The sequence below is a fragment of the Nonomuraea sp. SYSU D8015 genome (assembly GCF_008065375.1).
Classification (GTDB): Bacteria; Actinomycetota; Actinomycetes; order Streptosporangiales; family Streptosporangiaceae; genus Nonomuraea.
This window is the reverse complement of sequence record NZ_VJYI01000006.1, coordinates 514,211-526,938: the sequence shown is the minus strand read 5'-3', so window position 1 is coordinate 526,938 and position 12,728 is coordinate 514,211. Positions and strand designations below refer to the sequence as shown.

Below are 12,728 nucleotides of genomic sequence, written 5' to 3'. Positions count from 1 at the left end.
GCCGGTCAGACGGGGATGAACACGGGGATGAGCACGGGGATGAACAACGCCTCGAACGGCGGGGGCACGGCGCTGTCGAAACGCATCAATCCGTCCCGATGAACTGGTGGTCGGTACGGACCCGGCCCTCCTCGTCCAGGGCCAGGATGTCCAGGCCGCCGCCGACGCGCTCGCCCGTGCGGGTCGACACCATCGACCACCGGATGCCGAGCACGCCGGGCAGCAGGAGGAACGGCTCTTCGGCGGCCTCGAAGACGTGCTCGCCCGGCGCGACGAACATCTCGTAGGCCCGGGTCACCCTGGCGGTCAAGGCGTCGTGGCCGCGGACCTCCAGCGGTGGCACGGGAAACGCGAGCGCCGCGGCGGCGTCCCGGATCGCCTCGGGCGGGTCGACCAGAACCTGGATCCCGTCGGGCGCCCAGACCTCGCGGATGAGCGCGCTGCGCGCCGCCGGATGGGGCTCGTTCCACTGGGCGACATAACGGTCGGCCAAGTGCTTCACATCAACTGCGTTGCTCATGCGCAGCAGTGTGCGGCCGATCCGGGCGGCGCGGCGATTCCCTGAAGGGAATCGCGCCGCCGCGGACGTCCAGTATGAATGGGGACATGACGGTGCCGGCGGAACCTGATCAGTTCGCTCGTGAGCTGCGGTGCTGGCGGACGCGTCGCCGCTTCAGCCAGCTCGATCTGGCGATCAAGGCCGACACGACCCAGCGCCACCTGAGCTTCCTCGAGCAGGGACGCTCCCGACCAGGACGCGCCATGGTGGTGCGGCTCGCCGAGTCCCTCGGCCTGTCGCTGCGGGAGCGGAACGACCTCCTGCTCGCCGCCGGCTACGCGCCGATCTACGCCGAGTCGCGTCTCGACGCCCCCGAGCTGGGCCCGGTACGGGAAGCGCTGGAAAGCATTCTCGCCGGGCACATGCCGTATCCCGCGGTCGTCGTGCGGCCGTACGGCGAGCTGGTGGCCGCCAATCCGGCGTTCGGCGTGCTCTGCGAGGGCGCCGCGCCCGCGCTGCTGGAGCCTCCGATCAACGTGCTGCGCCTGGCCCTGCATCCCCAGGGGATGGCCCGCAGGGTGGAGAACCTGGCCGAGTGGGGCCGCCACATCACTGCCAGCCTGCGCGGGCAGGCACGGCGGAGCCCCGATGCGGCGCTGGAGGAGTTCGTGGCCGAGCTGGACGGCTACCTCCCCGACCTCGATCCGCCGGCCGAGCACCTGGGCTTCGCCGTACCGCTGCGGCTGCGGGTGCCGGAAGGCGAGCTGCGCCTCATCACCACGCTGACGTCGTTCGCGACCGCCCTCGACGTCACGCTGTCCGAGCTGCGCCTCGAAGCGTTCCTGCCCGCCGACGAGACCACGGCGGCGATCCTCAGGCGGCTCAGCGCCTAGTCTCGCCGTTCCAGGCCCTCGAAGAGCAGCGGGAGGAGGCGGTCGCCGCGGAGCCCACCGCCCGCCATCTGCTCGCCCGCCCATGAGACGCCCGCGACCAGGGCGAGGAACTCGACCGGCGCGACGTCGGCACGCACGTCCCCGGCTTCCTGCGCACGGATCAGCAGGGCCGTGCCCGCTCCGCGCATCGCCTCGCAAGAGGCGTGCAGGGCCGAGGCCGGGTCACGCAATGTCGCCATCACCGCCGCGGTCAGGCCGCGGTAGGTGGTGGTGGTCTCCACGAAGTCAAGAGTCCACGCGATCAGCGCGTCACGGGCGGAGGAATGGCCGGCCAAGCGTCGCGCCTTGGTGGTGAGGGCGTCGAACCGCTCGCGCAGCAGTGCCTCCAGGAGCGCCTCGCGGGTGGGGAAATGCCGGTACAGCGTGCCGACCCCGACCCCGGCACGGGCGGCGATGTCCTCCAGTGAGGCGTCGGTGCCATGGTCGAGGAAAGCGGCACGTGCCTCCGCCAGCAGCCGGTCACGGTTGCGTCGTGCGTCCGCCCGCATGGCACGTGGGGCCCTGCTGTCGGCCACCTGTTCCTCCTCGGGGTTCACAAACCGGAGCCTCCCTCCGTATATTAGTGCTCCCAATAACCGGAGGGAGGCTCCGATTATGACGACCCCGGCAGATCGGCTCGGCCGGTTCGGCGTGTGGGTCCCGCCGATGACGCTGCTGACCACGCCGGTGGCACGGCAGCGCGATCAGTTCGCGCGCATCGAGCAGCTCGGGTACGGCTCGCTGTGGACCGGTGAGCCCCCGGCGTCCTCGCCGATCGGCGGACGTGAGATCTTCACCCAGCTCGCCGTCGTCCTGAGTGCCACCACCACGCTCGTCGCGGGCGCCGGCATCGCCAACATCACGATGCGCGACCCGATGGCGATGCACACCGGGGCCGCCACCCTCACAGAGGCTCACCCGGGGCGGCTGCTTCTCGGCCTCGGCGGGCCTCGCGGGGAGCGACCGCTGAGCGCGACGCGCGCCTACCTGGACGCCATGGACGAGGCCGCCGCCCGCATCCTGCCCGACGCCCGCTACCCGCGCGTCCTCGCGGCCCTGGGACCGAAGGCCCACGCGTTGGCAGCCGAACGGACCGATGGCGCGCATCCGTTCCTGCAACCGGTCGAGCACACCGAGGCCGCCCGCGGGGCTCTCGGCCCCGACGCTCTGCTCATCCCGCACCAGGCCCTCGTCCTCGACACCGACCCGGTCCGGGCACGGGGGCGGATGCGCGCGCTGTTCGGCCGCGGCGGCGGCAACACCCACAACCCCTACACCGCCAACTACCGCAGGCTCGGCTACGGGGACGCCGACCTCGCGGGCGAGCGCAGCGACCGCCTCGTCGACGCCGTCCTGGCCTGGGGAGACCGGGACGCGGTCGCCACCCGGCTGGAGCGGCATCTGGCCGCGGGCGCCGACCACGTCCTGCTCCACCCTTTGACGGACGATCTGGCCGCCGCGGTCGACCAGCTCGAGGAGCTCGCCCCTCGTCTTCTCAGCTGACACCACTAAATAGGCCATGGCCGCCCTGGCGCTCCTGCTTGCCACCCTGAGACGGCTACGCCGGACGGCCTGGGTCGCGGGAGGCGGCGGCGCTGGACAGGAGCATGTCGAGGGCCGTCGGGTAGGCGCTGTCGTTCATGCGGGCGACCAGCAGCGGCGCCGTGGCGGCGATGTTCGGGTGAGTGGCGGCGGGCAGGCGTGCGTACGTGTTCCGCCACACCTCCTCGTCGGCCTCCCGCGCGGCCGGGGGCAGCGCCAGCGTGGCGGCGTCCAGGATGGCGAAGGCCAGCGCCTGGTCGATGAACGCGTGGTAGATCCGCACCGCCTCGCCGTCCGGGAAGCCGGCCCCGCGCAGGACGCCGAGGATGATCTCGTCGGTGGCCACCTCGTTGGGACGCCCGGTCACCCGGCTGGCGGTCAGCACGGCGGCCTGCGGGTGCGCCAGGTACGCGTTGTGAATGCGCAGCCCGAGCTCACGCAGGTCGGCCCGCCAGTCGCCGCCGGAGGACCAGCCGGCGATCGCCTGCCCGAACAGCTCGTCCGCGATGGCCAGGATCAGGTCGTCCATGCCGCGGAAGTAGCGGTACACGGTGCTGGCGTCGGCGCCCAGCGCCAGCCCGAGCCGGCGGGCGGTCAGGCCGGCCGCGCCGTGCTCGCGCAGCATCCGCAGCGCGGTCTCCACGATGAGCTGATGCGTGAGGACCTGCCCCTGTTTGGTGGGACGCCGCCGCCTGCGCGCCGCCTCCGGAACCACCCGCTTGGCCACGCCGGATCCCTCCTTATGCCAACGCCATTGACGTTGATGAGCGTAGTCGAGTTGGATTGACGACACCGCCCCCCAAAAGCATCTATAAGGGGATTTATCGTCATGCGTATCCTTCTCGTGGGAGCCGGCGGCGTGGGCACCGCCATCACCCGGATAGCCGCCCGTCGCCCCTTCTTCGACCACATGGTCGTCGCCGACTACGACCTCCCCCGCGCGAAGGCGGCCGTCGCCGCGCTGGGCGAGCGCGCCGGCAGGTTCACCCCGGCCAGGATCGACGCCGCCGACTCGGCCGCCGTCACCGCGCTGCTCGCCGAGCACGGGTGCGACGTTCTGCTCAACGCCACCGACCCGCGTTTCGTGCTGCCGCTGTTCGAGGCGGCGCTCGCGGGCGGAGCCGACTATCTCGACATGGCGATGTCGATGTCGAAGCCGCACCCCGAGCGCCCGTACGAGGAGGTCGGCGTCAAGCTGGGCGACGAGCAGTTCGCCCGGGAAGAGGAATGGACGGCGAAAGGCAGGCTGGCGCTGGTCGGCATGGGCGTGGAGCCCGGGCTCGCCGACGTGTTCGCCCGGTACGCCGCCGACGAGCTCTTCGACGAGATCGAGGAGATCGGCATCAGGGACGGCGCGAACCTCACGGTCGAGGGCTACGAGTTCGCCCCGTCGTTCTCCATCTGGACCACGATCGAGGAGTGCCTCAACCCGCCGGTCATCTACGACAAGGACCGCGGCTGGTACACGACGGAGCCGTTCAGCGAGCCGGAGGTCTTCGACTTCCCCGAGGGCATCGGCCCGGTCGAGTGCGTGAACGTCGAGCACGAGGAGGTGCTGCTCGTCCCCCGGTGGATCCCGGCGCGGCGGGTGACCTTCAAGTACGGCCTCGGCGAGGACTTCATCGGCACCCTCAAGACCCTGCACGCGTTGGGCGTGGACAGCACCGAGCCGGTCCCGGTGCGGACCGATCGCGGCACCGCGAGGGTGGCGCCGCGGGACGTGGTCGCGGCCGTGCTGCCCGACCCGGCCGAGCTCGGCGACCGCATGCACGGCAAGACCTGCGCCGGCACGTGGGTGAAGGGCGTCAAGGACGGCCGGCCGCGCGAGGTGTATCTCTACCACGTCGTGGACAACCAGTGGTCCATGCGCGAGTACGGCTCCCAGGCCGTCGTCTGGCAGACCGCCGTCAACCCGGTGGTCGCGCTTGAGCTGCTGGCGGAGGGCGTCTGGAAGGGCACCGGCGTGCTGGGGCCCGAGGCGTTCGAACCACGGCCGTTCCTGGACCTTCTTGTGGAGTACGGCTCACCGTGGGGCATAAGGGAGCAGTGAGGAATCATGGATATGTGACCACCAGAATGCACATCGCCGACGATCCGGACCGCGCGCCCGCCCGCTCACACCTCTACGCCATGGGGATGTCGGAGGAGGAGATGCGCCGCCCCGTGGTCGGCATCGCCTCCACCTGGACCGGCACGATGCCGTGCAACCTCACCCACCGCGAGCTGGCCGCTCACGTGGCCGAGGGGGTGCGGGCGGCAGGCGGCATGCCGATGGAGTTCAACACGATCGCGGTCTCCGACAACCTCACCATGCACACGCCGGGCATGCGTGCCTCGCTGATCAGCCGCGAGGTCATCGCCGACTCGATCGAGCTGATGGGCCGCGCGCACGGCTTCGACGCGCTGGTGGCGATCGTCGGCTGCGACAAGACGGTGCCCGCGGCGATCATGGCGCTGGCCCGGCTGGACGTGCCGTCCGTGGTCCTCTACAGCGGCAGCATGATGCCGGGCCGATGGCGCGGGCGGGACGTGACGATCCAGGACATGTGGGAGGCGCTCGGCGAGCGGGCGGTCGGCCGCCTGGACCAGTCCGAGCTGGACGACCTGGCCAGGCACGCCTGCCCCGGCGCCGGCACCTGCGCCGCTCAATACACCGCCAACACCATGGGCAGCGTCGCCGACTTCCTGGGCCTGGCGCCGTTCGGGGTCGGCGACATCCCGGCGGTGGCCGAGGAGAAGAACGCCGCCGCCCGGCGGGTCGGCGAGATCGCCATGGCGGCCCTGGCCCGCGACGCCCGCCCCTCGCGGGTGCTGACCGCGGACGCCCTGCACAACGCGATCGTCTCGGTCGCGGCCATGGGCGGCTCCACCAACGCCGTGCTGCACCTGCTCGCCATAGCGCGCGAGGCCGGGCTGCCGCTGGAGATCGACGAGATCGGCGCGGTGTGCCGCGAGGTCCCGATCATCACGGGGCTCAAGCCGAGCGGCGGCGACCACACGGCCGCCGACCTGTGGCGGGCCGGAGGGACCTCGCTGGTGGTGCGGCGGCTGCTGGAGGCCGGGCTGCTGCGTGAGAACGTCACGCTGGTGGACGGCCGCACGCTCGCCGACGTCGCCGCGGACGCCCGCGAGGCGCCGGGGCAGGAGGTCGTGGCGAGCGTGAAGCGGCCGTTCAAGCCGCGTGGCGCCCTGGCCATCCTGCGCGGCTCGCTCGCGCCCGGCGGTTGCGTGCTCAAGCTGGGCGGCAAGGACGACTTCCGGTTCGAGGGCCCGGCCAGGGTGTTCGACTCGGAGGACGAGTGCTACACCGCCATCCAGGAGGGCCGGATCCTGGCCGGGGACGTGATCGTCGTCCGGTACGAGGGCCCGGCGGGCGGTCCCGGCATGCGCGAGATGCTCTCGATCACCGGCCCGCTCGTCGGCCGGGGCCTCGGCTCCTCCGTGGCGCTGGTCACCGACGGCCGGTTCAGCGGCGTCTCGCACGGACTGGTCATCGGTCACGTGACGCCGGAGGCGTACCGCGGCGGGCCGATCGCGCTGGTCCGGGACGGCGACCCGGTGGTGATCGACAGTGCGGCCGGAACGCTCGACCTGCTGGTGCCCGAGGCGGAGCTGGCGGAGCGACGCGCCGCCTGGCGGCTGCCCGAGCGGCCGGTCGAGCGGGGTGTGCTGGCCAAGTACGTCGCCACGGTCGGCTCCGCCTCCGACGGAGCGATCACTGTGTGATCCCCATGGAATCGAGCAGTGGTCGCGGGCGGCTATGCTGCGCAGTGACGTTTCGGCGGTGCCCTGAACGGGCGTTCCAAAGGAGACTTACGCGATGTACAAGGAGTTCGCTGTCGAGGCCGTGATGTGGATCGTCCCGGTCGTCGTGCTCATCGGGGTAGCGCTCCTCGTCACCGCGTGAGCCGTGGGGGCCGAGCCGGAGGGCCCGGCCCCGCCTTCACTCAGCGGTAGTACCTGTAGGACACGTTCGTCCTGGCGTAGTACCTGAAGCCGGTCAGGCCGTCGAGGTAGTTGTTGTAGGCGCGGCTCAGCGAGCTGGTGCGCACCGTGCAGCTCGTGTAGCGGGTCCCGTAGGGCCGGATCGTGCCGACATATTCGGTGCACGTCCCGACTTTCCTGCCGTTGACGCTGAGCCGGGCGTTCAGGCGGACGTTGAAGAGCCGCTTGCCCGAGATGTTCTTGACGCGGACCCGGATCGTGCAGGTGTCCTCACACCTGCCGAAGGAGACCTTCGACCGGATCAGCTGCCGGGCAGCGGTGGTGGCGGATTCCGCTGACGCCGATGAGGTCGACGACGCGGCGGCGGGCGCGGCCATGAGCGTGGTCGCGGCAGCCGCGACTAACACCGTACCGGCAAGCTTCTTGATCAATTCTGCCCCCTGTGCAGAGTCGGTCGCTCCCCCTTGGCAGCGACTCGTGCCGGTCTGACTACTATCAGGAATGCGGACAAGTCTTCATTTCGCCGCACTGATCCGATACGAAACGGTTATCCGCTTACGTCGGTCTTATCGGGGTTGAGCTACGAGGCCCACGCCAGCAGCGGCCCTCCCTGCCTGAGCCGTTTCAGCGCCTGCTTCTCCAGCTGGCGGATGCGTTCCCTGGTCAGGCCCAGCTGCTCGCCGATCTCGCTGTACGACTGGACCTCCTGGCCGCTGAGCCCGTACCGGAGCCTGATGATGAACGCCTCGCGCGGCGGCAGCGCCGTGACCACCTGGTGGAGCTCGTCGCTGAGGGCGCGGCGCTCGGTCAGCTCCTGCACCTGCGCCCCGTCCTCGTCGGCGAGCAGGTCGCCGATGCGGCCCTCGCCGTGCTCGCCGACCGGCACGTCCAGGCTGACCATGTCCTGGCTGAGCACCCGTAACGCGGCCACCTGCCGCGGCGAGCGCTCGGCGGCCTCGCCGAGCTCGGCGTCGGTCGGCTCCCTGCCCAGCTCCGTGGCCAGCTGCCGCTCAACTCTGATCAGCCGCGACAGTTCCTCGGCCACGTGGATCGGCAGCCGCACGGTGCGGCTCTTGTCGTGGATGCCGCGCTCGATGGCCTGGCGGATCCACCACATCCCGTACGTCGAGAACTTGTAGCCCCGCCGGTAGTCGAACTTCTCCACAGCCCTGATCAGCCCGAGATTGCCCTCCTGGATGATGTCGAGCAGCGGCAGGCCGCGGAAGGAGTAGCGCCTGGCGACCGCCACCACCAGACGCAGGTTGGACCTGATCAACAGGTCCTTGGCGCGGCGCCCGTCGAGTGCGACGAGGTCGAGCTCTGGCGTGCCCTCACCGCGCGCGATCAGATGGCCCGCGTACAGGCCTGCCTCGATCCGCCTGGCGAGGTCGACCTCGTCAGCGGCGGAGAGCAGGGGGGTCTTTCCGATCTGCTCCAGATATAAGCCGAGCAGGTCGGGCTCTTCGGCCGACATGACGGGGCACTACCCGGTAAACGGCGGCGAATTCCCGGCTTCGTTGAGTTCTGCGATGGCCAGCTCGGCCGTGCTGCGGATGTCGAAGAACTTGTCCAGGGCGGTGATCGCGAACAGGTGCTTGCACCTGCCGTTGAGCCCGGACAGCAACAGCCGGCCGCCCGAGGCGGTGACGGCCTTGTGCAGGTAGACCAGCACGGACAGCCCGGAGGAGTCGCACACGCTGACCGCCTGCATGTCGATGACGAGCAGCGGGGGCTGGGTGAGATCGAGGGCCTTGGTGACACGGTCGCGGACCTCGGCGGCGGAGCCGAAGTCGAAGTCTCCTGTCAGCCTCGCTATGACGCAGGGTCCCTGGAGTCCGAGGCTTATCGACAAGGCCTGCTCCGAAGTCACCCAGCTCCACCTACCAACGTTACTCGCCCGATCCACCCACTTTACGAGAAGTAGCGCTTCGGGTTGAACACCAGCATCTGCTCAATCTGGTCGTCGGTCACACCAGAGTCCAGCAGTGCGGCCAAGACGTCGTCGTGAATGTGATCGTAGCGCCAGTTCGGCGCCAGCGTGCGGCGGGCCTCGTCCCAGGCGGTGCCGAAGTAGTCCATGAAGCAGGCGGTGTCGTGGCTGAGCACCATGCGGTCGGCGTATCCGCGCTCGCACAGCGCCGCGATCGTGGCCACGCGCTGCGCGGTCGGGTTGTAGATGTCCAGGCCGAACCGGTCCATCCCGAGCGTCGCGCCGGTGTCGGCCAGCCGCATGAGGTAGTCGAGGTCGTTGGTGTCGCCCGCGTGCCCGACCACCACTTTGGTGAGGTCGGCCCCCTCCTTCGCGAACAGGTCGAGCGCGAGCAGCCCGCTCTGGGTGAAGGAGTTCGTGTGCACGGCGATCGGGGCGCCCGTGCGCACGTGCGCCTGGGCGACGGCCCGGCAGATGCGCTCGACGCCGGGCGTCAGCCCCTTCTGCTCGACCACGCACTTCAGGAACGCCGCCTTGACTCCGGTGTCGGCGATGCCGTCGGTGAGGTCGCGGACGAAGTCGTCGATCATCGGGTCCGGCATGTCCAGGAGCAGGCCGGGGCCGCGGTGCTCGTACTGGTGCGGCAGCTCCTCGAAGGCGTAGAGGCCGGTCGCGACGACGATGTGCAGCCCCGGCACCTGCGCCGCGATGCGCTGGATGCGTGGGATGTACCTGCCGAGGCCCCACACCGTCGGGTCGACGAGCGTCCGCACCCCCTTCGCGGCCAGCGCGTTGAGCTTGGCGATCGCGTCCGCGACCCGGAACTCCTCGTCCCACCAGACGCCCCTGCCGTAGTTGTCCAGGTGCTCGGGGGACAGGACGAAGATGTGCTCGTGCATCAGGGTCTGGCCGAGATCGTCGACGTCCACGGGGCCGCGGACGGTGTTGACGGTGGGCATGGCCGCCTCCGTACCGGCTGGTCGGTTTGCGCCAACCTAGACGCCGGCACGACCGGCGTCAACCAGCCTGGGGTAGAGCGGCGCGGCTCGTTCCAGCCGCTCTCCGCCGACCGCCGCCGCCACCCGCGCCGCCGCCGTGGGCAGGAACGGCTCGAGCTGTACGGCCAGCGCCCGGCACGCGTGCACGAGCGTGCCCAGCGACGCCTCACGGGCCGTCCCGTCCTGCCGCCACGGCTGGGTGCGCTCGACGTACCGGTTGGCCTCCTCGACGATCCTCCACACCGCCGCGGCCGCCCGCCGGAAGTCGTAACCCTCCAGCGCCTCATGCACCGTGTCGGACACCGTGCCGGACACTGTGCCGGACACGTCGGCCAGGTCCTCGCCGGGGGCGGGCACGTGGCCGTCCAGGAAGCGGCTGACCATGGTGACCACCCGGTTGACCAGGTTGCCCAGGCCGTTGGCCAGGTCCTCGTCGGCCCTGGCGACCAGGCGTTCGGCGGTGAAGTCGGCGTCGCCCACGCGCGGCACCTCGCGCAGCAGCCACCACCGCACGGCGTCGGTCCCGTACGCCTCCACGAGGGCCACCGGATCGACCGCGTCGCCCGACGACTTGCTGATCTTCTGCCCGGCCACCGTGAGGTAGTCGTGCACGAAGATCTGCGTGGGCAGCGGCAGGCCGGCGGACAGCAGCATCGCGGGCCAGTACACCGCGTGGAACCTGATCACTCCCTTGCCCATCAGGTGGACCTTACGCCGCTCGGCCACCCACCAGCGCTCGTAGTCGTCGCCCTCCAGTGCGGTGACGTAGTTGGCCAGCGCGTCCCACCACACGTAGACGACCTGGCCGGGGTCGCCGGGCACGGGGATCCCCCAGCCGCGGGCGCGGGCGGCCGACCGCGAGACGCTGATGTCCGCCAGCCCGGACTCGACGAACGCGAGCACCTCGTTCCGCCGTGTGACCGGCTCGATTTTGAGCCGCCCGCCGCGGATCAGCTCGCTCAGGGCGTCCTGGTAGCGGGAGAGCCGGAAGAACCAGTTCTCCTCCGAGACGGTCTGCAGCGGCTGCCGGTGCCCTTCGGGGCAGGGCCCCTCGGTGTAGAACTGCTCGCAGCCCACGCAGTAGAGCCCCTCGTAGTGCCGTGGGTAGAGGTCGTGCGCGACGGCCCGCCAGATGCGCTCGACCCCGGCGCGATGCCCCGGATGGGTGCTCGTCCTGATGAAGGAGTCGAACGACAGGTCCAGCGGGCCGCGGAGCCCCTCGAACGCGGCCGCGTTCCTGTCCACCAGCTCCCGCACCGGCACGCCCGCCGCCTCCGCGGCCAGCACGTTCTTCAGGGAGTTGTCATCGGTCCCGGTCTGGAACCGCACGGGCTCGCCCCGCCGCCGATGGTGCCTGGCCAGCACGTCGGCCTGGACGAGCTCCAGGGCGAAGCCGAGGTGCGGGCGGGCGTTGACGTACGGGATGGTCGTCGTGATGTACATCGGATGCCTCCAAGGGGCCCCGACACGACGAGAGGCCCCGGGTCGCAGGGCCTCAACACGACGTCGCCGATGAAAGCCCCTAGGGGCTCATCATCACCGGCGAGATCGTCATGCTCCCATGCTAGCGGCGGCGGTGCCGCACGAGCCAGATGATCAGCCCCACGGCGAACACCGCCAGCCCGCCCAGCACGGAGACGGCCGGGAGCGTGGCCGCCAGCAGCAGGCACAGCGCCAGGCCGACCACGGGCACGGCCTTCGGCGGCGCCCCCTCGTCCCGGGTGAGGGTGAAGGCGCTGGCGTTGGCGATCGCGTAGTAGACCAGCACGCCGAACGACGAGAACCCGATCGCGCCCCGCAGGTCGGCCACCAGCAGCAGCACGATCACCGCGACCCCGACCGCCAGCTCGGCCCGCCGCGGCACCTGCCGAGCCGGGTCGACGGCGGCCAGCACGCCGGGCAGGTCCCGCTCGCGGGCCATGGCGAGCACCGTGCGGGAGACGCCCAGCAGCAGCGCCAGCAGCGCACCGAGCGCGGCCACCGTCGCGCCCGCGCCCACGACCGGCGCGAGCCACCCGGCCCCGCCCTCCCTGACGAGGTCCGTCAGCGGGGCCTGCGACGTGGCCAGCAACATGGGCTTGAGCACGCGCAACGCGCCGATCGCGACCAGCGTGTAGACGACGAACGTGATGCCCAGGGCGATGCCGATGGCCTTGGGGATGGTCCTGGACGGGTCGCGGACCTCCTCGCCGAGCGTGGCGATCCTGGCGTATCCGGCGAACGCGAAGAACAGCAGCCCGCCGCCCTGCAGCACCCCCCACGCGTCGGGGCCGCCGGTGGGGGAGAACGGCGCGTCGTCCAGGGGTGTGTGGGCGAACCAGCCGAACGTGACAGTCGAGTCGCCGAACAGCCCCACGACGATCACGGCCGCCAGCACGGCCAGCACGAAGGCCGCCATCACCTTGGCCGCGCCGGCCGAGCGCTGCACGCCGTACAGGTTGAGCACGGTCAGCGCCACGACCGCGCCGATCGCCAGCGGCCTGGCCAGGCCGGGGGCGACGTAGGAGCCGAACGTGAGCGCCATCGCCGCGCAGGAGGCGGTCTTGCCGACCGTGAAGCCCCAGCCTGCGAGGTAGCCCCAGAGCGGGCCGAGCCGCCGCCTGCCGTAGACGTAGGTGCCGCCGGACTCGGGGTAGAGGGCGGCCAGGCGGGCGGAGCTGGTGGCGTTGCAGTAGGCCACGACGGCGGCGAGCGCGAGGGAGACGAGCAGCCACTCACCCGCGGCCGCGGCGGCGGGCGCGAAGGAGGCGAACACACCCGCGCCGATCATCGCGCTGAGCCCCACGACCACCGCGTCGGTGGTGCCCAGCCGCCGCGCCAGTTCCTCGGCCACGTCTCCGCCTCCTCTGCCGATCCAGCGGCCACCCACTCTGCCGCATGCC

At 71.1% G+C, this 12,728-nt stretch carries 13 protein-coding genes; 4 read left to right on the top strand and 9 right to left on the bottom strand.

Annotated elements, in window-relative coordinates; translation table 11 throughout:
* Positions 1-85: 85 nt before the first annotated feature.
* Entirely contained in the window at positions 86-520 is a 435-nt protein-coding gene (locus ID574_RS27665) for a hypothetical protein (protein ID WP_188191865.1), read from the bottom strand.
* Positions 521-606: 86 nt separating this feature from the next.
* Between ID574_RS27665 and ID574_RS27660 the strand changes: the two genes are divergently transcribed.
* Positions 607-1,392 (top strand): helix-turn-helix domain-containing protein, encoded by a 786-nt coding sequence (locus ID574_RS27660; RefSeq protein WP_188191864.1) that lies wholly within the window; start codon positions 607-609, stop codon positions 1,390-1,392.
* Here the strand turns inward: ID574_RS27660 and ID574_RS27655 are convergent.
* The gene (locus tag ID574_RS27655) at positions 1,389-1,967 is read right to left on the bottom strand and encodes a TetR/AcrR family transcriptional regulator (protein WP_223167115.1); all 579 of its coding nucleotides are present in this window, start codon (positions 1,965-1,967) and stop codon (positions 1,389-1,391) included. The two genes, ID574_RS27660 and ID574_RS27655, sit on opposite strands and share 4 nt — an antisense overlap.
* A 79-nt stretch (positions 1,968-2,046) precedes the next feature.
* Between ID574_RS27655 and ID574_RS27650 the strand changes: the two genes are divergently transcribed.
* Positions 2,047-2,934 (top strand): TIGR03620 family F420-dependent LLM class oxidoreductase, encoded by an 888-nt coding sequence (locus ID574_RS27650; RefSeq protein ID WP_188191863.1) that lies wholly within the window; start codon positions 2,047-2,049, stop codon positions 2,932-2,934.
* A 55-nt stretch (positions 2,935-2,989) separates the two neighbouring features.
* Here ID574_RS27650 and ID574_RS27645 read toward each other — a convergent pair whose 3' ends face one another.
* A complete protein-coding gene (locus ID574_RS27645) occupies positions 2,990-3,700 on the bottom strand; it encodes a TetR/AcrR family transcriptional regulator (RefSeq protein ID WP_188191862.1) in 711 nt (236 codons plus the stop codon).
* Between the two features lie 102 nt (positions 3,701-3,802).
* Between ID574_RS27645 and ID574_RS27640 the strand changes: the two genes are divergently transcribed.
* Positions 3,803-5,023, top strand: coding sequence for a saccharopine dehydrogenase family protein (locus ID574_RS27640; RefSeq protein WP_188191861.1), 1,221 nt, complete (start codon positions 3,803-3,805; stop codon positions 5,021-5,023).
* 14 nt (positions 5,024-5,037) lie between these two features.
* Positions 5,038-6,699 (top strand): dihydroxy-acid dehydratase, encoded by a 1,662-nt coding sequence (ilvD, locus tag ID574_RS27635; protein WP_223167114.1) that lies wholly within the window; start codon positions 5,038-5,040, stop codon positions 6,697-6,699.
* 221 nt (positions 6,700-6,920) lie between these two features.
* On the opposite strand, the gene ID574_RS27630 is transcribed toward ilvD, so the two are convergent.
* The 6 genes from ID574_RS27630 to ID574_RS27605 all read right to left on the bottom strand — a co-directional run bounded on the left by ID574_RS27630 (position 6,921) and on the right by ID574_RS27605 (position 12,679).
* Positions 6,921-7,349, bottom strand: coding sequence for a hypothetical protein (locus ID574_RS27630; protein ID WP_188191860.1), 429 nt, complete (start codon positions 7,347-7,349; stop codon positions 6,921-6,923).
* 149 nt (positions 7,350-7,498) lie between these two features.
* On the bottom strand, positions 7,499-8,392 hold the full coding sequence (locus tag ID574_RS27625; protein ID WP_188191859.1) for a sigma-70 family RNA polymerase sigma factor: 894 nt from the start codon (positions 8,390-8,392) through the stop codon (positions 7,499-7,501).
* Positions 8,393-8,401: 9 nt separating this feature from the next.
* The gene (locus ID574_RS27620; protein WP_169789150.1) at positions 8,402-8,788 is read right to left on the bottom strand and encodes an STAS domain-containing protein; all 387 of its coding nucleotides are present in this window, start codon (positions 8,786-8,788) and stop codon (positions 8,402-8,404) included.
* 41 nt (positions 8,789-8,829) lie between these two features.
* Complete coding sequence (locus tag ID574_RS27615; RefSeq protein ID WP_188191858.1) at positions 8,830-9,807, bottom strand: phosphotriesterase family protein; 978 nt, start codon at positions 9,805-9,807, stop codon at positions 8,830-8,832.
* Positions 9,808-9,843: 36 nt separating this feature from the next.
* Complete coding sequence (locus tag ID574_RS27610; RefSeq protein ID WP_188191857.1) at positions 9,844-11,289, bottom strand: methionine--tRNA ligase; 1,446 nt, start codon at positions 11,287-11,289, stop codon at positions 9,844-9,846.
* A gap of 121 nt (positions 11,290-11,410) precedes the next feature.
* Positions 11,411-12,679 (bottom strand): APC family permease, encoded by a 1,269-nt coding sequence (locus ID574_RS27605; RefSeq protein ID WP_223167113.1) that lies wholly within the window; start codon positions 12,677-12,679, stop codon positions 11,411-11,413.
* Positions 12,680-12,728 lie beyond the last annotated feature (49 nt).

Coding starts and splice junctions, on each gene's coding strand:
- ID574_RS27650 (WP_188191863.1), top strand. CDS start 2,047: ATGACGACCCCGGCAGATCGGCTCGGCCGGTTCGGCGTGTGGGTCCCG.
- ID574_RS27640 (WP_188191861.1), top strand. CDS start 3,803: ATGCGTATCCTTCTCGTGGGAGCCGGCGGCGTGGGCACCGCCATCACC.
- ID574_RS27660 (WP_188191864.1), top strand. CDS start 607: ATGACGGTGCCGGCGGAACCTGATCAGTTCGCTCGTGAGCTGCGGTGC.
- ID574_RS27610 (WP_188191857.1), bottom strand. CDS start 11,289: ATGTACATCACGACGACCATCCCGTACGTCAACGCCCGCCCGCACCTC.
- ID574_RS27615 (WP_188191858.1), bottom strand. CDS start 9,807: ATGCCCACCGTCAACACCGTCCGCGGCCCCGTGGACGTCGACGATCTC.
- ID574_RS27625 (WP_188191859.1), bottom strand. CDS start 8,392: ATGTCGGCCGAAGAGCCCGACCTGCTCGGCTTATATCTGGAGCAGATC.
- ID574_RS27665 (WP_188191865.1), bottom strand. CDS start 520: ATGAGCAACGCAGTTGATGTGAAGCACTTGGCCGACCGTTATGTCGCC.